Here is a 22,709-nt window from a genome sequence, read left to right as displayed (position 1 = left end):
CAGAGGACGTGTTACCGTTGCGCCAGATCAGTCTCGATCAACAGGATTGTTACTCCCCGAGGAAGACACCGGTGTCGCGGTAGCGCGATGCGCGGCGGCTCTCCGCTCGAGGGGAGGCAAGGCCTGGGTGGCGCCGTTGGCGCGACCCGGGCCTTTTTTGTTGCCCGGATCCCGGGCGGGACCGGTCACGACCCAGCAGGACGGCACGAGCCCCAGGATGCAAGGACGCATCATGAACACACCGGTACCGGGACCGCAGGCGCTGGCGGAGCAGATCCTCCGCGGCGTCGGCGGAGCCGAGAACGTCGAGAGCCTCACGCACTGCGCGACGCGGCTGCGCTTCCAGCTCCACGACGCAGCGAAAGCCGACAAGGACGCGCTCGACGCCCTCGACGGGGTCATGGGCACCGTCGCCCAGTCCGGCGACCGCTTCCAGATCGTGATCGGCGGGGCCGTGGCCGGCGTCTACGCCACGATCATGAACCTGCCGTCGATGACCGGCGGCGGCACGCCCCGCCCCGAGACCGATGCCGAGGTCAAGGCCGCGATGCGGGCCAAGAGCCGGGGCCGGTTCGCCTGGCTGGACAACTTCTTCGAATACCTCTCGGACTCCTTCCGCCCCCTCATGGGCGTCCTGCTGGGCGCCTCGCTGATCATCGCCATCGCCTCGGTCCTCGACGCGCTGGGAGTGATCGACTTCCGTGCCGCGGACAAGTCCGCCACCTGGGTCTTCGTCGACGCCATGTGGCGTTCGGTGCTGTACTTCCTGCCGGTGATGGTCGCCTACAACGCGGCGAAGAAGCTGCGGATCGACCCCTGGGTCGGCGCGGCCGTGATGGCCGCGGTGATGACCCCGAACTTCACCGGGATGCTCGGCCCGGACTCCAAGGTCCCGGGCGTGACCTGCACCACCAACGCCACACTGGGCACGCAGGAGTGCGTGGCCCACGTCTTCGGGCTCCCGATGCAGCTCAACGACTACGGCGGCCAGGTCTTCGTACCGCTGCTGATGGTCGCCCTGCTGGCCCTGGTCTACAAGGGGCTCCAGCGGATCTTCCCGGAGAACGTCCAGCTGGTCTTCGTGCCGTTCTTCAGCATGCTGATCATGATCCCGGTCACCGCCTTCCTCATCGGACCCCTGGGCGTCTGGGCCGGCAACGGCCTCGGTGAAGGGCTGTCCTGGCTGAACGGCAACGCCCCGATCGTCTTCGCGATCCTCATCCCGCTGCTGTACCCGTTCCTGGTGCCGCTCGGTCTGCACTGGCCGCTGAACGCCCTGATGCTCGTCAACATCAACACCATCGGCTACGACTTCATCCAGGGCCCGATGGGCGCCTGGAACTTCGCCTGTTTCGGAGCGACCGCCGGCGTGCTGCTGCTCTCGGTCCGCCACCGCGAGAAGGAGATGCGCCAGACCGCGACCGGCGCCCTGGCCGCGGGCCTGCTCGGCGGCATCTCCGAGCCGTCCCTGTACGGCATCCACCTCCGCTTCAAGCGGATCTACCCGCGCATGCTGGTGGGCTGCCTGGTCGGCGGTGTCATCGTCGGCGTGCTCGGCGGGGTGGACACCAAGGCCTTCGCCTTCACCTCGCTGCTCACCATCCCGGTCTTCTCCCCGATGGCCGTCTATTCGATCGCGATCGGCGCGGCCTTCTTCACCTCGATGGCGCTCGTGTACTTCTCCGACTTCCGCACCCCCGAGCAGCGCGCCCAGGCCAATGCGGAGCGGGACGCGGCGGAGGCCGCGGCCCGCGAGGCGGCCGTCCCCGCGCCCGCGCGGGAGCTGGTCACCGTCGGCGCCGCCGCGGTCGCCGGCCACGACTCCACCGGGCCGGTGCCGGCCGCACCGCCCGCCGCGGCCCCGGGCCTGGACCTCCTCGCCCCCGTCGCCGGCCGGGTGATCGCTCTGGACGAGGTGCCCGACCCGGTCTTCGCCTCCGGCGCGCTCGGTGACGGTGTCGGGATCGAGCCCGCGGACGGCCGTGTGGTCGCGCCGGTCGACGGCGAGCTGGTCACCGTCGCCGGCACCGGGCACGCCTTCGGGATCCGGACCGCCGACGGTGTGGAGGTGCTGATCCACATCGGCATCGACACCGTGCAGATGAAGGGGGAGGGCTTCACCGTGCGCGCCGAGGCCGGGCAGCGGGTCCGCGCCGGAGACCTGCTCGCCGAGGTCGACCTCGACGCGGTGCGCGCGGCGCAGCACCCGACCGTCACCCTGATGACCGTCCCCAACTCGGCCGAGTTGTCCTCGGTCGAGACCCGCACCGGGCAGGACGTCACCCTCGGGCAGCCCGTGGTGACCGTCCGGCGCTGACCGCCGGGGCGACGACCGGCGCCGGGCACGGACTTCCGAGGGAGTCCGTGCCCGGCGCCGCACCCGCGGGGCGGCGCGGGGACGACCTCGGTCCCGCATGCGGGAAAATGGCACCGAACCGGATCGGACCGGACACAACGGTCGGCGGAGAAGAGGGAGAGCAAGCGGTGAAGGCGCTGCGCGTCCTGAACAACAACGTGGTGCTCGCGCGGGACGACAAGGGCCAGGAGGTCATCCTGACCGGCCGGGGCATCGGCTTCGGCTCCCGGCAGGGCAAACCCGTCGACCCGGCGCTGATCGTGCGCGTCTTCGTGCCCGCCGACGGCCGGGACCCGGACCACCTCAGCGAGGTGCTGGCCCTGATCGACGAGGAGGTCCTGCGGGCCGTCGTGATCGCCCTGGACGAGGCGGGGATCGAGGGCCGCGAGTCGACCCGCCCGACCCTGGCCATCGCCGTGGCCGACCACATCTCCGGCGCCCTGGACCGGGCCCGGCGCGGCACCGTCGTCGAGTACCCGCTGCGCGCCGAGGTACAGACCCTGTACGCCGCCGAATACGCCCAGGCACAGCGCCTGCTGGCCGCCGTCAACACCCGCCTGGACCCGCAGCTGGACGAGTCCGAGGCGATCGCCCTCGCCCTGCACCTGGTCAACGCCGGCTTCGCCTCCGGCGACCTGTCCTTCACGTACACGATGACCGGCGTCATCCAGCAGATGCTCGCGGTCGTCCGGGAGCGGTACGGGCTGTCCGTCCCCCAGGAGTCGATGAGCGCGGCGCGCTTCATCACCCACGTCCGCTACCTCTTCGTGCGCATCCAGCAGCACCGCCAGCTGACCGGCCACGAGTCCACCATCGGCGAGGGCATCCGACGGCACTACCCGCAGGCGACCGCCACGGCCCAGCAGCTGGCGACCGTCGTCGAGCTGCGGCTGGGCGAGCGCCTGAGCGAGGACGAGGTCTCCTACCTTGCCCTCCACATCGCCCGCATGACCACCCAGCCCGACGGCACCGCGGCCTGAGTCGGCCCGCAGGGCCCGGCCCGAAGCCCTCCGCTCCGGTGCGGACGCCCATGACAGCCACGACCGCGCGCACCGGCGGAGCCGGCCGGCCGGTGCGGGGTGGGCGCCGGCCGACCGAGTACCGCCGAATCGCCAAGACGCTGGCGAACGGTCTCAGCGGGCCCACCGCGGACGGACACGACACCGATGCGGTGTGGGGTACGGCCAGGCTCGTGTCGCCGTACACGCCGGCATCGCCCACCCGATGGCACTCATGCCGGGATGGGCCCCAGCTCGATGTCAGTAGATGATCGACACGATGTCGCATACGGCTGCGGCGAGTTGCCGGTCGCCCTCGATGCGCGCGCGGTGGAGTGCGGCGTCCGGCTGGATGCCGCGGGTGCACAGGCGCCAGGCCGTTTCGGCGTCCAGCGCGACGACCGCGGCGGGATGCGCGGTGGCCGCTTCGGCGAGGGTCCACTTCGCCTCGGTGGCCGTCACGGTCCAACTGCCGCCTGCCGGACCGTCGATCCGTACCTCGACCTGCGTACCGGACGGTGCCGAGGTCGTGCGGAGGGTGTGGGGCAGGGCCCGCATGAAGGTGTCCAGGACCACGGAGAGAAGCCGGGGATCGGTGTCGGTGCCCTGGCCGGTGGCATGGCGGATCTGCTGGCGGTGGGTCCAGAACTCGGTGAGGTCGCGGGCGCTGTCCAGCCACATCGGCGCCGGATCGGCCCCCGCCCAGGACACGCCCAGCGATGGCGCGTCCAGGTCGACGCTCTCGAAGAACCGGGCGACCTGCCCGCCGACGAGGTCGAGGGTATCGGTGAGCAGGCGCGGGCTCAGCCGCCCGGCGGCGTCGACCCATTCGCGATTGGCGCGGTGGATGAACGCCTCCAGGCTCTCACCAGGCGCGAGGCCGGGCCCGCCCTGGTGTCCGTCGCGGTCCCGCGCAAGACGTCCGTAGAAGTCGCCCAGGACGTGTGCCGCCACATCGCGGACGGTCCAGCCGGGCACCGCCTCCCTGTCCCAGTCGGCGGCCGACAGGCCGCGGAGCGTGGCCATCAGAGCCGCCTGCTCCGGTGCGAACAACGGGCGGGCATCGATGGGAGGACCGAGCCAGGAACGGCTCGTGGCGTCGGTGAGCTGGGTCTTCATACGTTCCAGCCTGCCCATCAGGTGACCTGTTCGCCACCCAATAATCACTTTGCGCCGCACTTGTCCATCACTCAGCGTAACCGGCCACACCGGGGACCGCCCGGGTCGGACCGTGCTGGTCGTTTCGGCTCCCGGGGGAGCGCGGCGTAGGTGGTACCGGGTCCTACGCTGGTACGGCCCGACCGGGCAGTTCCGTCATATGGGGGATCACATGCACGCACGCCTCGCCGCCGTCGTGGGAACAGCCGTCCTGAGCGCCGGCCTGCTGGTCAACGCACCCGCCGCCCACGCGGCCGACCCCACCACCACGTTCGACGTCACCTACGGGAACACCTACACGAGGGGCACCATCACGTGGCACAACCGCTCCGTCAGCGTGGCGGGCGTCCAGAAGTCGGTTTCCTCGTCGAGCTGTCGGGGGACCACCGCCTTCACCCTCGATGCCAGGAACAAGAAGCTGGCCCTCGCCTTCACCTCCCGTACCTGCGGCACCAGTGAGAAGTTCCCCGCGTTCGTCGTGCCGGCGGACGTCCCCGGCGGAGCCGCAGTCGTGCGGATCTGCCTCGACGACGGCAAGATCCCCGCGACCTTCTACAAGTGCAAGCGGTACGGCCGCCCGTGACCGGGCCGGGCGAGGCCCGTCCGTAGCGGGTATGGCCGTGCCCCGGCCCGGGGGTGCGGGTCGGGGCACGGCAGGCGCGGCAGCCCTGTGCGGGCCGGGGCGCCGGCGCGCGGTCCGCGCCCTCACACAGTGTCGGCGAGTCGCCGGGAGGACGGCCCGGAGGCCGGGGCGGCGCCGACCTGCTCCGGCAAGGGGCAGGTGAGAGCGAGGACGCGTTCGGTGAGCTGCCCGGTGAGACGGGTGGTGGTGAGGGCGGCGCCGGTGAGCCAGTCCGCAGCGGTCAGTTGTTCGACCAGACGCTCGAGTTCATCGCTGTCGGCTGGGACCAGGGTGGCCAGGGCGTCCAGGTCGACGCCCTGGCCGCCGGATCCCAGGCATCCCGATGCGTCGCACTGTGTGGCCAGGGTCAGGGCCAGCAGCCGGGTGGCGGAACTGGCTTTGGCCTTGCGGAGTTTCTTGTCGGAGGTGACCTTCTGGGCCCAGCCGGAGAGTTTGGGCCGCGTCTTCTTGCCGAACGTGAACGGTCCCGTCCCGTCCGGTCCGGGTGCCAGCGAGGGGACGGCGATCGGGGTGGGGCTCTCCGGCCGGGAGGCCAGCAGGTCGCCGGCGGTGCCGGGGAGGGTCAGCCATCCGCAGGCCGTGAGCTTCTCGACGAGGTCCTGGGGATCGTCGAGGCCCAGGGCGGTGAGGTCTTGGCCGACGAGGTTCCCGGTGCCGGTGTGCGCGGTGCGCAGGGTGAGCATCAGGGCCAGCAGCCGTGCGTCGGGGCCGGGCAGCGGGGTGTGCTCGGCCGCGTGGGCGAGGACGGTGCGGGCGTGTTCCCACTGCCCCGCCACGCTCAGCAGCCGCGCCACGGAGTCGCCGGCGGTGCCGCCGGAGCGCTGCTGATGCTGGAGCCGGGTGGTGGCGGCGGCCTGCGCGGCGCGCTGGGCCTCCCAGCGCAGGTGTCCCTGGCCGGTGGTGTCGGCCCAGGAGTTGAAGGCTCGGGCCTTGCGTTCCTGGAGGTCGGCGAGGAGTTCCAGATCGGGCTGCTCGCGCTTCTGGTAGGCGCGGAAGAGATCGCCGAGTTCGATGAGTTCGTCCCGCAGGACGACGGGCCGCAGATCGTGGGGGATGAGGAGCTGGGCGATCTTCGCCTGGGCCGGGCGGCGTCGCGCCGGTGCAGGGCGGGGGGCCGGCAACGGGCCGGTGGCCTGATGGTCGGAGAACTGCGGCGCCCCGGCACCGGCGGCCGCCGCCGGGCTCGTACCCGCGGCCGGGGCGGCCGGCTGGTCGGAGGCCGCGGGTGGCTGGGAGGTGGCGGCGGTCCTGGCCCCGGGGGTGGCGGCCGCGCAGCGCGAGCAGCACTCCATCACCTGCCACCAGCGCGCTTCCCGGTCGGTGACCACGGCCAGCACGACCGGGCCACCGCACCGCCAGGGTTCGGTACGGGGTCGACCGGTGTCGGACAGGTGGCTGCGGCAGTCCGCCAGCCGGCACGCACAGTACGCCGCGGCCCTCGGCGCGGCGGCGGCGCGCAGGTGGGCCTTGACGTGGTCGACTGCCGCCGCCCGCCCGGCGGCCGCGGACGGCAGACGCTGCTCGGCACAGGCGGGCCGGCTGCATGAGATCCGCACGGCCGTACTTCCCCGGCCGACGGGGTCCAGACGTACCGTCCAGCGCCGCCCCGGCACCCGTTCGTCGAGCTCACTCACTGCGGCCTGCGTCATCCCGGTCGTCCTCCCGTCCAGCCCGTGGCGCGCCCGGCGTGGGGCGGTGTGGCCACCGTATTGGTCCGCACGGGCGACGGCCGTTGAACTCGCCCTGGGCGAACGCCGCGAATCGCGCGGAGGTCACGGGTCGAGCGGAGGTCACGGGTCGAGCGGTGCGTGCAGGACCCGCCGGCCGACACACCTGTTCCTGGAACCGCCGGCCGGGCGGGTGCGTCGGAAGGACATGACTCGCAGATTCGTACGGACCGTCCTCGCGCTGCCCCTGGCCGTCGGCGTCCTCGCCGGGTGCGCCCAGGCGGGCGGGGCGGCCGATGAGCCGACCGCGCCCGTGGACGCTGTCGAGACCGGTGGGACCGCCGTCGGCGTGGACGGATCCGGTGTCGGGGCGGTGATCCCCTACGAGCTGTACACGCACTGCGGCATCGACGAGGCCCGAATCGCCTCTACGTACTTCGAAGCGGAGACACCGCTGTCCGATGGATCCGGAAACCCGCCCGACGGCTGGGACAACCCGAGTCAGCGCGGCAGGATGACCCTCAACTCAAGGACCGAGGCCGTCTTCACCGACGACGCCGGTCACAAGGTGAAGTTCCGCGCCCGACCGGGCGCGACCGCGTTCAAACACATCTGCTCCTAGGCCGCCTCCGCCCGACGGTGCACGTCGTGCGCGCTGGACCCAGTGGTGCTGGCTCTTCGCGGTACGAAGAAGTGGGACCGTCCGCGCGCTGCGCGGCTGGGCCGGCGGCCCGATCGGCCACCAGAAGGTGGCCGCGGGCAGCGTGACGGTTTCGCGCAGCTGACGCCCCGGCCGGCGGTGTGCCGTCCCGGTACGGCACGGGGTGTCGTACCGGGACGGCGGCGCTGGCGGTCAGTCGGCGAGCTGGCCGAAGGCCCAGTCACCGTCGATCTTCGGGTCCGGAGACGGCTTCACCACGCGGGTGGGTGAAGTCCCGGCGAACCGCCCGTCCTTCGTGCCCACCGACCAGATCGCGGGGTAGACGGGCATGGTCACCTCGGGCTGCCGGTCCCCGTTGAGATCGGTGACCTTCAGCTCGCCGCCGAAGCGGTAGTACCCCTTCGGGACCGGCAACCCGGGCGCCTTGTGCCCGTAGAAGGCGGAGCCGGAGGTGGTGATTCCGCTACGGGTGCCCTTGAAGACGTACACGCCGCCGCCGCTGCGGTCCGAGCAGCCGCCGTCGTCGCAGTCGGGTCGGTTCTCGCCGGGGACACCCACGACTACAGCCTCGACCAGAACACCCTGCACCTGTCGATCACCGACGCGATGGGCCACGACACCCAGGCCTCCCTCACAGCGACCCTCCTCGTCAACGCCTCACGCGGCGCCCGCCGGGGCGAGGACCTGGCGGAGCAGGCCCGGCAGGCCCACCGAGCGCTCCTCGAGCACGGCAACCAGCATCGGTCGACCTGACCGGTCTCCTGCGCAAGACCTCCGCCGAGCACCCCCGTGAGGTCGTCCGCACGCTGGTCGGCGCGGTCACCGAGGCCTACGACGGCCGCCCGCCCCGGGACGACGCCACCGTCCTGTGCCTGCACTGGCACGGACCCGACACCCGTTTCCGCACCCTCGCGTGAGGTGGCACGCCCGCCCCCGACGAAGCCCGCCGGCCGGCCCCCGAGGTCGACGACGGTCGGCGGCCAGACCGACCTGACCGCCGACGGATACCGCCCGCAACGTCGTCTGCGCCGACGGCGCGGCTCCCCGACGGGTCGGGGAGCCGCGCGGGGCTCAGTTCTCCATTCCGAAGTAGTGGCCGAGGTATTCGGTGATCTCGGCCGTGTGGGGCAGGAGTTCGGGCAGGTGGGCCGCGAGGGCGTCTCGGGTGGCGGCGGCGAGGTCGGCCGAGCTGGTGGCCGCGGGTCGCACGTACGGTTCGAGGCGCTTGATCAACTCGTAGTTGCTGGCGATGTTCTCGGTGCGCATGGCCTTCTCCAGCGGCGGCGCTCCGGGCGGCGGGACGGGGGCGAGGACCCGGCTGATGTAGGTGACGCGGTGCAGGACCCGCCAGCACGGCGGCTTGGCGGAGCTCTGGCGGGTCTGGCGCAGCGCGGCCGCGTCAGGCGCGTTGCTGCCCGACAGCCAGGTCGGGTCGACCACCTTGTGGTAGAAGTCGTCGAAATTGGCGCTGGTCTCGCCGAGGTAGAAGGTGAGGAAGCGGTAGGCGTCCACCTTGCCCGGCACGAGGACCGGCTTGCCCGCGGCGTCGTACAGGGGCTTGCCGTTGCTGTCCCGGCGTTGCAGGTCGTTCGAGGGTGCGCACTGGACGTCGAGGCCGAAGCTGCGGGAGGACTCCTTGCCCTTGGCCCGGGTGGTGCTGAAGCCGCCGCCGCGGGAGGCGTCGAGGTGGAAGGCCCAGCCGAGGCCGAGGGCGCCGAAGCTCAGGTCGAAGTTGCCGCCGTAGGAGTAGGTGAAGTTGTACGAGCCGGAGGTGGTCTCGCTGACGGCGTCGGTGGCCTCGGTGGTCTCGGCGAAGAAGCCGCCCTGGGCCGTCCAGACGTAGGTGTTGACCAGGTCCCGGTGCGAGAAGCCGCTGGCGGCGGCGCTGCCGGTGGTGGAGCGGGTGCTGTCCTGCTGCTCGGCGGACATGCCCATCGAGCGCAGGACCGCCTTGGCCTGGACCTCGGCCGGCTCGGTACCCGAGTTGTGGCCGACGTCGGTCGAGATCGACTCGTAGAGGGCCTGCAGCCGCTGCTGGTCGCGGGTGATGCGGCGCTTGAGCGCGTACGCGTCGCGCGGCTTGAAGTAGCTGTACTCGCCGTAGGAGGTGGCGGTGGGGTAGTCGGGGTCGGTGACCTTGCCGAAGGCATCGAAGCCGACCCCGCCGTCGAGGGTGCCCTGCTTGGTGTAGCGGGGGTTGATCGGGAAGTGGATGATGTTCCAGTCCAGCGGGATGTCCGGGTTGGGCAGCATCCGGTAGGCGACCAGGGCGCCGGTGTGCGCCAGGCGCAGCGCGAAGACGTCGGCGGTCTGCGACTGCACCAGCGCCATGCCGGTGTTGGCGGGTACGTACCGGGCTCCGATGTCGGAGTTCAGTACGTTGGCGGCGTCCTCGGTGTACCCGGTCAGCTCCAGCTTGGTCTTGCGGGCGGTGTTCTTTCCCTGGCTGACGGTGGTGTCCTCGCTCCAGGTGTTGGAGAACTCCAGGCCGGCCGTCACGGCCATCTTGAGCTGGCCTTCGGCCAGCGGGCTCGCGGTACCGAAGCCGAGGGGCGCGGCGACCGTCATGACGTCGGCGACGGTCTCAAGGCCGAAGGAGACGTTGAAGGCGGTGTTGGTGCTGCGGGTCTTGCTGGCGGACAGGCTGTGCACCACCTCGTCGGCCTCGGTGAACTCCACCGAGGCGGCGCCGGCGAAGCCGTCGGGCTTGTCGGTGAGGTTCTCCGACGGCACCGGCGGGGCGCCCTCGACGTAGCCCATCAGCTGCGGGTCGAACTGGGCCTGGCCGACCCACTCGGTCGTCAGGTCGCCCACCTTGTAGCCGGTGACCAGGTGCCAGCGGCCGTCGCGGACGAAGCCGTAGCAGCGCTTGAGCACGCCCAGCGTCTCGCCCTTGGCGTCGAACTGGAGGTCGGCGTACTCGGAGGCGGCGGGAGCGCCGGAGACGGTGTCGTGGAACGGCGTGCGGACGTCGGCGAGCGCCGAGCGGACCTGGGCGGTGTCGGTGGACACCGGCGCGGTGGAGAGCAGGATGCGTGGCCGCTTCGTCGAGAAGGCCAGGTTGTTCCCGCGCAGGCCCTCGTCACGCACCGAGGTGGTGGTGGCGGCGGTGGAGTCCCGGTCGAAGGTCCAGTAGCCGAGCAGGTCCTGCTTGTCGCCACGCAGGCGGGTGAACAGGTTGTCCAGGATCTGCTCCCGGGTGCGCACGGTGCGCCAGATCCGCACCTCCTCCAGCGTGCCGGTCAGCAGCTCGGTGGCCTTGCCCCCCTCCAGCTGGGCGCCGAGGGTGAGTTGCGGGTCGCCGTAGGGGAGGAGGTCCGCCGGGGTCGGGGTCGTGGTGGCGAGCAGCGGCTCGCCGTTGCGGTACAGCCGCAGCGGGCTGGCGGCGGGGTCGACGTCGCGAGTCCAACGCGCTCCCCGCAGCTTGGCGGGGAAGGAGCCGGAGACGTCCAGGGTCGCGTTGCCGGCGTTCTCGTTGAAAGGCCAGCGCGCCAGCAGCCCCTTCTCGCGCGGGGCGACCGCCTGCCCGAGCTGTTGGAACGTCCGTGCGGAACTCCACAGCCGCACCTCGCACAGGATGCCGCGCAGACCCCGGCCCAGCTCCAGGTCGCTGTCGTTGGACTGCGCGCCCGGGCCGCTGTAGACGTAGGTGCCGGCGAGCGCGCCGTCGAGGTAGAAGCGGATGTCCTGATCGGGCTGGCCGGCCGTGGCCGTCTGGGTGCTGGTGGCGGCGCTCACGTCGGCCTTGCGCCGCTGACGCACCACGCTGATCCGCTGGAAGGCGCCGGGCCTGACGGTCCGGTCGGAGACGTACCGGACGGGCTTTCCGTCGGCCTCGGCGAAGGCGAACTCCACCCGGCCGTCGGCCAGGACGCCCAGCTGGTAGGGGACGCCCTCCCGACCGCCGCCGACGGCCGACCCCTTGGTGACCAGCGCCATCGGCGCGCCCACCTTGTCGACCTGGACGAACACCTCGATGGTGAGGTCTTCCACGACGTTCAGCGAGTCCTGCGAGGCCACCGACAGGCCCTCGCCGCCGTCCAGGCGCAGCGCCCAGGCCTGGGTGAAGCTCGCCGCGAGGTGCGCCCACTCGTTGCACGGGAACCGGTCAGCCGACCGCAGCACCTGGTCGCCGACCCGCGCGACCACCTGGTAGCCCTTGATCGGCGAGGCCGGACTGTTCGGCTCGTTGAAGGTCCAGTGGCCGAGCAGTCCGGGCTCCCGGCCGGACAGCCGCTGGTTGCGCTCGGCGGAGATCTCCTGGGCGGTGCGGGCCCGCCCGAAGACCCGGACCTCATCGATCTGCCCGTCCAGATGGTCGCCGGTGAAAGGCTGGTGGCCGAGGACCAGCGGCCCGCTGCCGGTGTAGGTGCCGGTGGCGGTGCGGCGGTGGACCTCGGTGCCGTCCCGGTACAGGATCTGCTCGCGGGTGGCGTGCTTGTAGACGGCGGCCCAGTGGTGCCATCCCAGGTCCGGGTAGGGCTGGGGGGTGGTCAGGTCGTCCCCGAACAGCGCGAAGGTGAAGGTGTCGTTCGACTCGAAATGCAGGTGCAGGGTCTGGTTCTTGGCCCCGGTCATCACTCCGTGGGTGAGCAGCGGCTCCCGGCGGCCGCGGGCCTGGTTGCGCTTGGCCCACAGCTCGACGGTGAAGTCCCGGCCCGCGAGGTCGAGTGCGTTGGTCAGCTCGACCTTGGTGGTGCCGGTGAACTGGCGCGCCGGGAGGTCGACGGCGGCCAGCGCCAGCGAGTATCCGGATCCGCCGGTCTGGGCGTGGACGACCCGGCCCTGTCCGGCCTCGGGGTTGACCCAGGCCTCCAGGGTCAGGTCGCCGGCCGGGACGGCGCTCTTCTGCTGGGCGACGGGCAGTGTCAGGTACTGGTCCTTGCCGTCGAACAGGAAGGCGCGGCCGGGCATCTCGGCCCGCCAGCGGCAGCCGCGGCCACCGGTCACCGGTATGGCCGTGCCGTTGGGCACGGAGGTGGCGCCGCCGGTGTTCAGGCCGATCAGCCGGGAGCCGGCGGAGAGCAGGACCCCCACCCGGGTGGACTCGGCGCGGGCCCAGTCGTAGCCGACCACGGTGACCGCGTCGCCCGGCTTGATCGCCGTGCCTGCGGTGGTGAGGGTCAGCGTCTTGGCACCGACCGGGGCATCGGCGGACGCGGCGTACCCGTTGGTGCCGATCTGCAGGTGGGCCTTGGTAGCGACGGCCGTGGTGATGGCCGTGGTGAACTCCACGGTGTTGCCGGTCAGCTGGGCGACGGTGCCGACCGTGACCGCCTGGCCGGACTGCCCGGCCAGCGCGGCGGCCATGTGCTCGGCCTTGCGCGGCAGCGAGCGCCAGGTCTCGGTGTCGCCGCCGACGGTGATCGTCAGGTCGCAGCGGCCGGGGGCGTCTCCGTCGGACACCTTGATGGTGCAGGAGTCCAGGAGAACGCCCGGATCGCGGGCGAGGAAGCCGAGCGTGCCGCCGTTGCCGGTCAGCCGCTGGGTTCCTCGGGTGACGGCGGTGTCGTAGTAGACGGCGAAGAACTGCTCGTTGGCGCCGCGGAAGTACAGCACGACGTTGCCGGTGCCGCTGTCGAGCAGCGCGGGCCGGTCGGTGCCGCGGGCGAATTCGAGCAGTCCGCCGGAGAGGCTGAGCCCGGTGGTGTCCACGGAGATCAGCGGCATGGCCACGGTCAGGTCGTCGTCACCCTGCAGGGCGGTCGACAGGCGGGCCAGCTTCTCCTGGGCGTCCTTGAGCGCCGCCTGCTTGCCGGTCAGGACGAGCTGGAGCTCGTTGACGCGCTGCACGGCCGTCTTCGCCTCTTGGAGGCGCTCGCGGACGGTGTCCATCTCCTGCTTGGCCTGCAGGTACGCCGTGTCCACCCCCGAACGCAGCGAGACGCGCACCATCTTGATCAGGCCCGAGTCGCCGGTGAGGCACTCGCTCGACTGGACCGGGACCGGGGCCGGGAACGAGGCGGGCAGGCCCAGCGCGAGCTTGCTGCCCCGGTTGACGATGCGGGTGTATTCGCCCTGGGCGGTCAGCTGGAACTGGGTGAAGCCGTTGCCCGGCTCGCGGACGACCGTGTCCAGCATGGCGTTCTGCGCCGACGAGTTCTTGGTGACGTGCAGGTCGAGGTTGTTGACGTTGTTGCCGATCACCCAGTAGAAGGGCTTGCCGTTCTGGCTCTCACCGGTGGCCTCCAGCCGCCAGGTCGCCGAGCGGGTGGAGGCGAGGGCGACGATGGTCGACTGGTGGATGGGGGCGTTGAAGTACCGCAGCACCTGGCCGTCGACCTCGCGCGGGGTCTTGACCTCCAGGGTGTAGTTCCAGGCGGTCGGCACGTCCTTCTCGGCAAGGTACTGCCGCTCCAGCCTCTCGAACCCCGGCAGCAGCCGGTCGTGCTCCCCCTGCCAGTAGGCGACCTGGCCGGCCGTGGCACCCAACCGGGTGATCTCCACCGGCAGGGCGGCCACCTCCGGCTCCAACTGCCGGATCAACTGCTGCAGGGTGCTGACCTGTTCGGAGTCCTGCCCCTTGGCCGGCCGCCGGAGCACCGCCGGGTCCAACACGTCGGGCACCTGGGCGAGCCGGCCGTCGCGGCCGACGGCGAAGTCCAGGCTCACCAGCGCCGGCTCCTGGCCGTACTTGGCGGCGAACGCCAGCATCACCCGGGCCTGCCGCTTGGCGGGCTTGGGGTCGGGCCGGTAGCCGGCCGAGACGTTCTCCTGCTGGTGGTAGATCACGGCGGACATGCCGGACTCGACCGTGCGCCCCTTGAGGACGAAGCTGTCGCGGCGCACCCCGGGGTGGTCGCCCACCGGCGCGTCCGAGCCGGTCCACTTCGCGTCGCCCTTGAGCGTGCCGTGCAGGGCCCGGTCGCTCTGGTCGTAGGCCGTGGCCCCGGAGCCCTCGTCGAACCGGTAGTAGGCGACCAGGCCCGGCTCGTTGCCGACCAGCCGGTGGTTCAGGTCGTCCGCGAGCTCGGCGGCGGACCGGACCCGGCTCCACACCCGCACCTCGTCGAGGTCGCCCTCGAAGAGCTCGGCGGTGGTGCCGGAGACCTGCTTGCCGATCAGGGTGTTCACGCCCGTGGCCGGCGTGAACGGTAACGCCCCGCTGCCGGACGGCTTGCCGTTGACGTACAGCTTCGCGGTCGTCCCGTCGAAGGTGGCCGCGATGTGCGTGTAGACGTCCTTGGGGACGGTCTCGGTGGAGACGATCGCCGTCGGGGCCCCCTCGTGCGCGAGGCGCAAGGACCCGCCGGCGTCCAGGCCGAGCCGGTACTCCCCGCCCCGGGAGAGCACCGGGCGGTCGTACGCGGTGGGCTTGATCCATGCCTCGATCGAGTAGCCCCTGCCGCCGAAGCGCAGCGCCGCGGGGTCGCCCAGGTCGACGTGCGCGTCGTTGGCACCGGTGAAGCCCAGGGCGGTCTCCGCGTGCCCCTCGGTGCTGGTCACCGGCACCAGGTCCTGGTTGGTGAACGGGCAGGTCCCCGGACTGCGCTCGAACACGGCGTCCCGGTACACCGGGTCCGGGCTGGTGTAGAAACGCGTGCCCTGGGTGTTGAACAACCCCTGGACGCCCTGCTCCACGCTGAAGCAGTCGATCCTTCCGGTGGCGTCGTTGTGGGCGAACAACTGCCAGCGCCGCGCGCTGCTGACCGCGGTGGGCACCAGCACCGCTGCGAACCGGCCCTGGGTCAGGTTGCGGACGAACGACAGCTCCTGGGTCGGCTCGTAGAACGGCCGGCCCTCCATGTCCTCGGTGCCCAGGGTGTCCTTGGCCGAGGCGGGACGGGTGGCGTGCCGGCTGCGCTTGTAGCGCACCTCCAGCACCGGCTTGAGCTTTCCGTCCACCAACAGGAAGCGGTCGCACAGCAGGGTGTCGCGTACCAGGGGCACCTTCTTGTTGCCGCTCAGCACGAAGTCGGTACGGGAGGCGTTCGCAGAGCATCCGCCGCCGGTCAGCTTGTACACCGCGTCGGGGTGCGTCTCGCCGATCGACTGCCGCAGCACCACCACGTACGTGCCGTCCGACACCACGTGGAACGGGGTGTCCGCCGTCAATCGCGCGGTCGTGGACAGGTACGGGTCGATCTCGCTGTCCAACGGCCGCTCGTCTACCGCCGCCTCGGCCCCGCCCCGCTTGACCGTCGGCATCGCCGTCGCCCCGACCACGGCGAACCCCACCTCGGCCAGTTCCCGGGGCAGGACCAGCTCTAACGGATTGTCGCTCCAGTACGCGGCGTCCGCGTCCCCCTTGGACTGCTGACCGGCCAGGTCCAACACGGAGTAGACGATCCGCCGGGCCGAGTCCATCGCGAACGCGAGTGTCGTGCCCTGGTGCCGGGCCATCGTCACATGCCGGTACGACCGGTCTCCGTAGACCTTCAGCAGGGATTCCTGAGGTGCCACTGTTCCCCTCCCACACGCGGAACGCCGCTCCCGTTCGCTCCCGCCTGGAGCGGCGACGGACGTACCCCCGGCGGGACGTCGGTCAGTCTGGCATCTGCGGATATCCCGTGAAGAGACTGCGAACGAGCTGTATCTGCGTATGACTTGATCAGTCGCCAGTTGGCCGGACTTCGCCGGGGGGTCCGATCGGCGAAAGGGCTGCGTCTCCCGGCGCAGTTCCGGCCGGCCCACCAGTGACACCTGAAGCTCTGCGGGCAGGAGGGGCACCGCCCTCGGCTGACCCGGCACGTCGGGGTTCACTGCATCTGGCAAGATCGGCTGGTGACTCGACATCCGGTGACCTGAAGCAAGATCGAGCTCGCGGACTGGCGAGCTGTCCACGCCTGGGCTTCCCTCCCCGAGGCTTGTCGCTTCCAGACCTGGGGACCGAACACCGAAGAGGAGTCGCACGCGTCGGCACGGCGATAGCCAGGGAACTCCTGGCGCGCGGGTTCGAACAGTTCGAGCTCCACCGCATAAATGCCACATGTGACCCGCGGAACCTCGGGTCGGCGCGGGTGCTCGGCAAGCTCGGCATGACAGGGGAAGGACGTCACCGCCATACCGCGCTGATCCGGGACGGTTGGCGGGACTCCGAGATGTTCAGCATCCTTGAGGAGGAGTGGCGGGGGAGCGACGGCCGGGATGCCGGGTCGCTTCCGCCGCCCCCGGGCGGCTGAGCGCCGGGCACATCAGCTGGGGGTGTCCGTGGGTGCGGTGGGAGCGCGCGGGTCGGCTGCGAGGCGCCTGGCCTCGGCCGTGACCTCGGCGTTGACCTCTTCCACGGTTCTGTCGCCGTACTCGAGAATGTCGTACTCGTCGTCGAGCTCGGCGAGCCGTGCCGTCAGGGGCAGCTCATGTCCGTAGCGCTGATGAATCCGGTAGGTGAACTCGGACGGTTCCAGCTCGCCGGCGAGCATGCGTCGTGCGAGTGCTCGCGCCGCGGCTTCCCGACCGGCTTCGCCGGCGTACGGATAGAAGGTGAGACCGAGTTCGTAAAGTGCCGGCGGAAGCAGGTCAGGGACGTCGTAGGACGCCTCGGCGCGCGTGCAGGCGGCGAGGATCCGAAGGCCCGGGCTGTCGAGTCCGGCAACGAGCGCATCACAGGCGGCATCGACGACATTGCTCGCACTGTTCTCTCCCACACTCCAGAGGGTGGCGTGGTCCTGGAACGCGATCGCTGCTGCTTCGGTCGACATCATTCGGCCATGATTGCCTTGAGGGCGCGTCCCGGTCGAGCGTGTTTTGTCGAGGGTGCTGCTCAGCGGCCCGGTGCACCGTGATCGACGCGTACCGGCACCAGCAACTCGGCGCAGCCGGTATGAGTCTTACTCCCTGGCCCCTCCCGCGCCCAGGCGGACGCCAAGGACGCGTTCTCCGATGCGCACGAGGCGGGCGGCCAGGCCAAGACCTCCCGCGCCGCCGGCACCGGCGTCTCCTGTCCGCCAAGGACCGGGGCGGGCTCGCCGCCCTGCCATGGCGGTGTCACACGGCCGTGTGACACCAGATGTGACACGGCGTCTGTCACACGCTCTGACCTGCGGTGTACCCCCTGAACCCGCGACCTTCGGGTCTGTCACATCCTCGTGTGACAGACCGGAGGCCGGCCCTGTACGGGCGGGGAGCCAGGGTCCGACGAGGACGAAGCGGGCGTCGATGCAGCGCGAGATCATGTGGCGGGTGCGTCTCCACACCGGAAGGCTGGACCGGCTCCGCGCGAGCAGCAGCTGATGCGAGCAACGGCACCGTCGACTCCTACGCCGGAGGCCGGCTGGTCGCCGACTGCCGCCGCGTCGGTATCGACGTCCTGCCGGTCGATCTAGATCGGCAGGCCGATGACCCCCCACCCCCTGCGTTCTGCTTCGCCGATGACCTCCGCCCAGCCGCGTACCAGCTCGGCGAACTCCTCGAACCCGGCGATCCATTGTCCCGGCTCACGCCCTGCCAGCTCCGCGTACGGGATCCGCAGCCCTTCCAGCCCGGGCGCGGCCTCGCACCACCTCTGCCGCAGCCGCGCCACTGTCTCCGGGCCGCGTACGATCACCGGCCCCGACCGCCACAGCCCCTCCAGCGAGGGGAACACCCCGGGGTCCACCTGTTCGGCGTCGACGTCGGGCCGTGGCCCCCACCAGATCAGCCCCTCCAAGAACTCGTCCAGCGCCGCCCGCACTTCATCCCCCGCGGCCGACCGGACCTTCTCCCACGCCTCTGCCGCCCAGAAGTGCGGCTTGTACGAGCCGAGCGTGCCCTGGAATTCGTACCGTCCCAACCAGGACCGCTCCGCCACCGCCGGCCACACCCACCCGGCGAGGACATCGCCCTCCGCATCGGCGTCGTCGTCCCCGTACGCGGCCTCCTGCACCACCCGCAGCCGCTCCTCCGCGGGTACCTCCGCCAAGCGCCCCCAGTCCACGACCAGCACCGTGATATCCACACCCATGCGCCGATCCTAGGCCGCCGCCCCACGGGTGGCGGCTTCGTCGAACCCGGCAGCCGGGCTGCGCCGACGCCGTGCCGCACGTGCTCCCGGCGGGCGTCGCCGTCAGCCCGCCCCCTGCAGATACCGCAGTACCGCGAGGACTCGCCGGTGGCCGGCCTCCGTGCGCGGTAGGTCCAGCTTGGTGAAGATGCTCGCGGTGTGCTTTTCCACCACGCGCTGGGAGATGGCGAGCCCCGCGGCGATCCCTGCGTTCGTGCGGCCCTCGGCCATCAGCCCGAGGACCTCGTGCTCGCGCGCGGTCAACTCCGCCAGGCCGTGTGCTGCCTGCCGTGCGGCCAGGAGGGTCGAGACCACCTCCGGATCGAGTGCCGTGCCGCCCGCGGCCACCCGGTGCAGGGCGTCGACGAAGTCGCCGACGTCGACGACGCGTTCCTTGAGCAGGTAGCCGAAGCCGGACATGCCGGTGGCGGCGAGCCGGTCGGCGTAGCGCGTCTCCACGTACTGCGAGAAGAGCAGCACCCCGAGGTCGGGGTAGCGCTCGCGCAAGGTGAGCGCGGCGCGCAGCCCTTCGTCGCGGTGCGTGGGCGGCATGCGGATGTCCGCGACGACCGCGTCCGGACGGTGCTCCGCCACCGCCGAGAGGAGCGCCTCGGCGTCGCCCACCGCGGCGGCGACCTCCAGACCCCGATCCCGGAGCAGCCGTACCAGGCCCTCGCGTACCACGACGGCGTCTTCGGCGATCACGATGCGCATGCGACGGATCCTAGGTCCTGGGTGCCAACGGCAGTTCCACGGTGACGGTGGTCGGGCCGCCGGCGGGGCTTTCGACGCGCAGCCGCCCGTCCACCGTGCTGACCCGCTCAGACAGTCCCGCAAGCCCCGTGCCACCGCCGGGACGCGGGCGGGCGCCGCCGCGCCCGTCGTCGTGTACGGACAGGTGCAGCGCTCCGCCCTCCACGTACGCCGCCACTTCGGCCCGGGAGGCGCCTGAGTGCTTCGCGGCGTTGGCCAGGAGCTCGGCCGCGCAGAAGTACGCGATGCTCTCGATCGCCTCCCCGGGGCGCTCCGGAAGGTTCACGTCCAGCGTCACCGGCAGCACGTAGCCCGAGACCAGGGACTCCAGCGCGACGTCGAGGCCGTCGTTGAGGGCCGGCGGATGGATGCCGCGCACCAGGTCGCGGAGTTCCTTGATCGCGGTCCGGGAGCCGTCGAGGGCGGAGTCCACGAGCTCGCGGCCGCGCACCAGTTCGGGGGCGTCGCCGGGGACGCGGGCGAGGTGGTCCTTCGCACCGGCGAGGGACATCGCGACGGCGACGAGGCGGGCCTGCGCGCCGTCGTGCAGGTCGCGTTCGATACGGCGCAGGGTGGCGGCGGAGTCCTCTACGGCCAGGGCACGGGTCTCCTGCAGCTCCTGGACCCGGGACTCGAGCCGTCCCGGCCCGATCAGCGCGTGGGCCATTGGGCGTACGACGCGGTCGAGCAGCCCGCGCGTCGACCAGGTGGTGAAGGCGAGGATGCCGGCGCCGGCCACCGCGGTGAGCAGCGCCTGGGGCCAGGTGTCGGGTTCGATGCCGAAGCCGAAGCCGGTCCCGTGGTGGCCGTCCTCCTCAACGGCCCGCCACCAGAAGGGATAGGTGAGCGCGGCGAGGCCGTAGAACCTGCCCATGAACGTCACCGCGAAGAGGAGGAGGCCGATGGGCGTGTACGCGAGGGTGAAGGCGGCGGCGCGCCAGCCGGCGCCGTCGGTGAGGGCGGAGCGCACGCCGCGCGGGCGCTTGGCCGGCGCCCCGACCTCCTCACCGAGCAGACCGCGGAGCAGGGCGCGGTGGAGGGCGCTGGTGGCACGGGCAGCGGCGAGTGTGCCGATGAGGAGGACCAAGCCGATCTGGACGATCGCGGTGACGAGGGAGGTGGCGAGCAGCGTCAGCAGGGCGGGGCCGCACACGAGCCCGAGGGCGGGGGCGAGCAGGGCGTACGCGGCCTCGCCCGGGGAGCCGAGCAGGACACCCACGGCCCGGCGGGGCAAGCCGGGCAGGAGGCTCGCGGCCTGCCGGAGGGGCTGGGGCAGCTGGTGGAGGTGGCGCATCAGGTCCTTGATGCCTCTCGGGCGGGCATGGCTGGGGTTCGGCTGTGCCCGCCCTGCATGTCTGGATCGGGTCAAGGCTGGCGTGACCGCGATCCGCCGGGGCGGGCCGGCTCTTCTCGCTGTGGTCACCGGCCTTCGGGAGGTGCCGGGGACCACAGCCTGGAGCCTGCCATCCTCAGGCACTTCTTCGCGTCACGCCGTCGATCGGACGCACCCGGAACATCCGTCCCAGCGGGGCGGCGGACGCCGCCCAGACCAGGAGGCCCCCCGCGCCCAGCGTCGCCGCCCACGCCCACACGGGAAGGCCGGACAGCGGCGTGCCCGTCTTGCCGCCCAGCGGGACCATCACCGCGCAGCCGATGGCCGTGCCCGTGCCGACTCCGGCCAGCGCCGTGATCGCCGACTCGGCCAGGACCACCGCACGCACCTGGCCCTTCTCGGCGCCGATCGTGCGCAGCAGCGAGAACTCCCGCAGCCGCTCCAGGGTCAGGATCACCAGCGTGTTGGCGGCGACCAGGCCCGCGAAGACGGCGTACAGCAGGGTGCCGAAGAGCGCCGCCGCGTCGATGTCGTCGCTCGCGGCCAGCGCGACGAACTGCGCCAGCGCGAAGGCCGTCACCATCGCGATCGGCGTGATCGCGGCCGACAGGCGGCGGCTCCGCGCACGGGAACCCGCAATCGCGAGTTCGCCGGCCACGCCGCCGAGGCTGCGCACCACCGGCGCCGCCACGCGCGTCGCCAGCCGCCCCAGCCAGGGCCCGCCGACCTCGGTGGCCACCAGGTAGGCCAGCAGCACCAGCGGGATCACGTCCCCGGCGTTCTCGGCCGACCCCGCGGCGGCCACGACGGTGAGCACCACGGCGCCCGTGAGGAACACCAGCGCGACCAGGCCCCGTATCCCGCCCGCCTGTTCGCCGCCCGGTACCTGCGCCGCAGCCAGCGCGGCCGACGGCCTGGTACGGGAGCTGCGCCGCGCCGCGATGAAGCCGCCGAGCTGCGAGCACACCACCAGCGTCCCGAGCGCGGCGAACAGCGGCCCGAGGCCGATGTGCAGCGTCATTCCGGCCGGGACCATCCCACCGGTGTCGAGCACGCCGAACCATCCCCAGGCGACCAGCGCCCCGAGCCCGTAGCCGACCGGCAGCGCAAGGAGCGCCGTGACCAGCGCCTCCGTCGCCACCATCCGGCGGATCTGCCACGGTCCGGCGCCGATGGCGCGCAGCAGCGCGCTCTCCCTGCCCCGCTGGCTCACGGCCAACGACATCACCTGGCCGATGACGAAGATCGACAGATAGACGGTGATCTGGCTGAAGACGAGGCCCATCTCGTAGACCGCGTACTGCTTCGGGGAGGACGGCACCGCGGAGGCGGAGACCGCGATGGCCACGCTCGCCGTGACGACAGCAGCGCAGAGGACCAGCGCGGCGAAGGTGCCCGCGAAGGCCGAGGGGCGCGCTCTGACGGAGGCGGTGGCCAGGCCGTTGGAACCGAGGCCCCTCATGCCGGTGCCCCCACGGTGTCCGCCACCAAGCACCCCTCGGCAAGCCGCAGCACCCGGTCGGCGCGCTCGACGACCGCCGGGTCGTGGGTGACGACCACGACCGTGGCCCCGTACGCACGCACCGCCTCCCGCAGCAGCGCGAGCACCCCGGCCGCCGTCTCCGCGTCCAGGGAACCGGTCGGCTCGTCGGCGAAGACCACGTCCGGCTCGGTGATCAGCGCACGGGCGATGGCCACGCGCTGCTGCTGGCCGCCGGACAGCTCACCGGGCTTCGCATCCGCGCGGCCGTCGAGGCCGACACGGTCGAGCATCCGCCGCGCCCTGGCGGGATCCCTGCGCTTGCCGTCGAGGCGCAGCGGCAGCAGCACGTTCTCCTCGGCGGTCAGCGTCGGCAGCAGATTGAAGGACTGGAACACGAACCCGATGCGGGCGCGGCGCAGCCGGGTCAGCCGGCGCTCACCCATGCCCGAGATCTCCTGCCCGGCCAGCCGCACGCTCCCCGACGTCGGCCGGTCGAGACCGGCCGCGCACTGCAGGAAGGTCGACTTCCCGGACCCGGAAGGGCCCACCACGGCCGTGAGGGAGTGCGCGTACAGCCGCGCGTCGAGGTCGCGCAGCGCGTGCACGGTGTGCGGCCCACGGCCGTAGCTCCGGCTGACCCGGTCGAGTTCGAGGATGGGTTCCATGCCCTCGACCGTACGAATCCGCTGGTCAGCGGCGCGATGGGGCGGGCACCCGAGTAGGGGGGTCGGTTATT

15 protein-coding genes and 1 pseudogene are annotated in these 22,709 nt (G+C 71.8%); 6 read left to right on the top strand and 10 right to left on the bottom strand.

Annotated elements, in window-relative coordinates; all coding sequences use genetic code 11:
* Positions 1-232: 232 nt before the first annotated feature.
* Both AB0O40_RS12485 and AB0O40_RS12480 read left to right on the top strand, forming a co-directional pair.
* Positions 233-2,317, top strand: coding sequence for a glucose PTS transporter subunit IIA (locus tag AB0O40_RS12485; RefSeq protein WP_365039020.1), 2,085 nt, complete (start codon positions 233-235; stop codon positions 2,315-2,317).
* Positions 2,318-2,484: 167 nt separating this feature from the next.
* Positions 2,485-3,336: a PRD domain-containing protein gene (locus AB0O40_RS12480; protein WP_365039017.1), complete on the top strand. Its 852-nt coding sequence runs from the start codon at positions 2,485-2,487 to the stop codon at positions 3,334-3,336.
* 279 nt (positions 3,337-3,615) lie between these two features.
* Here AB0O40_RS12480 and AB0O40_RS12475 read toward each other — a convergent pair whose 3' ends face one another.
* On the bottom strand, positions 3,616-4,473 hold the full coding sequence (locus tag AB0O40_RS12475; RefSeq protein ID WP_365039014.1) for a maleylpyruvate isomerase family mycothiol-dependent enzyme: 858 nt from the start codon (positions 4,471-4,473) through the stop codon (positions 3,616-3,618).
* A gap of 211 nt (positions 4,474-4,684) precedes the next feature.
* On the opposite strand from AB0O40_RS12475, the gene AB0O40_RS12470 reads away from it, so the two are divergent.
* Positions 4,685-5,095 carry a hypothetical protein gene (locus AB0O40_RS12470; RefSeq protein ID WP_365039011.1) on the top strand — a complete coding sequence of 137 codons (411 nt, stop codon included), beginning with the start codon at positions 4,685-4,687 and terminating at the stop codon, positions 5,093-5,095.
* A 122-nt stretch (positions 5,096-5,217) separates the two neighbouring features.
* Here the strand turns inward: AB0O40_RS12470 and AB0O40_RS12465 are convergent, their stop codons facing one another.
* Entirely contained in the window at positions 5,218-6,804 is a 1,587-nt protein-coding gene (locus AB0O40_RS12465; RefSeq protein ID WP_365039008.1) for a hypothetical protein, read from the bottom strand.
* Between the two features lie 331 nt (positions 6,805-7,135).
* On the opposite strand from AB0O40_RS12465, the gene AB0O40_RS12460 reads away from it, so the two are divergent.
* Positions 7,136-7,444 (top strand): hypothetical protein, encoded by a 309-nt coding sequence (locus tag AB0O40_RS12460; RefSeq protein ID WP_365039005.1) that lies wholly within the window; start codon positions 7,136-7,138, stop codon positions 7,442-7,444.
* A gap of 231 nt (positions 7,445-7,675) precedes the next feature.
* On the opposite strand, the gene AB0O40_RS12455 is transcribed toward AB0O40_RS12460, so the two are convergent.
* Positions 7,676-8,041, bottom strand: a complete 366-nt coding sequence (locus AB0O40_RS12455) for a hypothetical protein (protein ID WP_365039147.1) — start codon at positions 8,039-8,041, stop codon at positions 7,676-7,678.
* Here AB0O40_RS12455 and AB0O40_RS12450 point away from each other — a divergent pair.
* A pseudogene (locus AB0O40_RS12450) lies at positions 8,024-8,400 on the top strand (SpoIIE family protein phosphatase); the annotation flags it as partial. The gene AB0O40_RS12455 and the pseudogene AB0O40_RS12450 sit on opposite strands and share 18 nt — an antisense overlap.
* Before the next feature lie 154 nt (positions 8,401-8,554).
* Here AB0O40_RS12450 and AB0O40_RS12445 read toward each other — a convergent pair.
* A complete protein-coding gene (locus AB0O40_RS12445; RefSeq protein ID WP_365039002.1) occupies positions 8,555-15,886 on the bottom strand; it encodes a LamG domain-containing protein in 7,332 nt (2,443 codons plus the stop codon).
* 233 nt (positions 15,887-16,119) lie between these two features.
* On the opposite strand from AB0O40_RS12445, the gene AB0O40_RS12440 reads away from it, so the two are divergent.
* Positions 16,120-16,605 (top strand): GNAT family protein, encoded by a 486-nt coding sequence (locus AB0O40_RS12440; protein ID WP_365039000.1) that lies wholly within the window; start codon positions 16,120-16,122, stop codon positions 16,603-16,605.
* Positions 16,606-16,617: 12 nt separating this feature from the next.
* Here AB0O40_RS12440 and AB0O40_RS12435 read toward each other — a convergent pair whose 3' ends face one another.
* From AB0O40_RS12435 to AB0O40_RS12410, 6 genes are all read right to left on the bottom strand, one after another.
* Entirely contained in the window at positions 16,618-17,127 is a 510-nt protein-coding gene (locus AB0O40_RS12435; RefSeq protein ID WP_365038997.1) for a hypothetical protein, read from the bottom strand.
* A gap of 617 nt (positions 17,128-17,744) precedes the next feature.
* Positions 17,745-18,365, bottom strand: a complete 621-nt coding sequence (locus tag AB0O40_RS12430; protein WP_365038994.1) for a hypothetical protein — start codon at positions 18,363-18,365, stop codon at positions 17,745-17,747.
* 102 nt (positions 18,366-18,467) lie between these two features.
* On the bottom strand, positions 18,468-19,118 hold the full coding sequence (locus AB0O40_RS12425) for a response regulator transcription factor (protein WP_365038991.1): 651 nt from the start codon (positions 19,116-19,118) through the stop codon (positions 18,468-18,470).
* 10 nt (positions 19,119-19,128) lie between these two features.
* Entirely contained in the window at positions 19,129-20,451 is a 1,323-nt protein-coding gene (locus tag AB0O40_RS12420) for a sensor domain-containing protein (protein ID WP_365038988.1), read from the bottom strand.
* 175 nt (positions 20,452-20,626) lie between these two features.
* On the bottom strand, positions 20,627-21,952 hold the full coding sequence (locus AB0O40_RS12415) for an ABC transporter permease (protein ID WP_365038985.1): 1,326 nt from the start codon (positions 21,950-21,952) through the stop codon (positions 20,627-20,629).
* A complete protein-coding gene (locus AB0O40_RS12410; RefSeq protein WP_365038982.1) occupies positions 21,949-22,638 on the bottom strand; it encodes an ABC transporter ATP-binding protein in 690 nt (229 codons plus the stop codon). The genes AB0O40_RS12415 and AB0O40_RS12410 overlap by 4 nt, the downstream gene beginning before the upstream one ends.
* Positions 22,639-22,709 lie beyond the last annotated feature (71 nt).

Source organism: Streptomyces sp. NPDC089919 (assembly GCF_040684615.1).
In the GTDB taxonomy this organism is placed as follows: domain Bacteria; phylum Actinomycetota; class Actinomycetes; order Streptomycetales; family Streptomycetaceae; genus Streptomyces.
The sequence above is the reverse complement of the archived record's forward strand: the minus strand, read 5'-3'. Positions and strand labels throughout refer to the sequence as shown.

What these genes read in the sequence shown, in the direction of transcription:
- AB0O40_RS12430 (WP_365038994.1), bottom strand. Translation starts at nt 18,365, where the DNA reads ATGGGTGTGGATATCACGGTGCTGGTCGTGGACTGGGGGCGCTTGGCG.
- AB0O40_RS12410 (WP_365038982.1), bottom strand. Translation starts at nt 22,638, where the DNA reads ATGGAACCCATCCTCGAACTCGACCGGGTCAGCCGGAGCTACGGCCGT.
- AB0O40_RS12475 (WP_365039014.1), bottom strand. Translation starts at nt 4,473, where the DNA reads ATGAAGACCCAGCTCACCGACGCCACGAGCCGTTCCTGGCTCGGTCCT.
- AB0O40_RS12425 (WP_365038991.1), bottom strand. Translation starts at nt 19,118, where the DNA reads ATGCGCATCGTGATCGCCGAAGACGCCGTCGTGGTACGCGAGGGCCTG.
- AB0O40_RS12420 (WP_365038988.1), bottom strand. Translation starts at nt 20,451, where the DNA reads ATGCGCCACCTCCACCAGCTGCCCCAGCCCCTCCGGCAGGCCGCGAGC.
- AB0O40_RS12415 (WP_365038985.1), bottom strand. Translation starts at nt 21,952, where the DNA reads ATGAGGGGCCTCGGTTCCAACGGCCTGGCCACCGCCTCCGTCAGAGCG.
- AB0O40_RS12465 (WP_365039008.1), bottom strand. Translation starts at nt 6,804, where the DNA reads ATGACGCAGGCCGCAGTGAGTGAGCTCGACGAACGGGTGCCGGGGCGG.
- AB0O40_RS12435 (WP_365038997.1), bottom strand. Translation starts at nt 17,127, where the DNA reads ATGATGTCGACCGAAGCAGCAGCGATCGCGTTCCAGGACCACGCCACC.
- AB0O40_RS12485 (WP_365039020.1), top strand. Translation starts at nt 233, where the DNA reads ATGAACACACCGGTACCGGGACCGCAGGCGCTGGCGGAGCAGATCCTC.
- AB0O40_RS12470 (WP_365039011.1), top strand. Translation starts at nt 4,685, where the DNA reads ATGCACGCACGCCTCGCCGCCGTCGTGGGAACAGCCGTCCTGAGCGCC.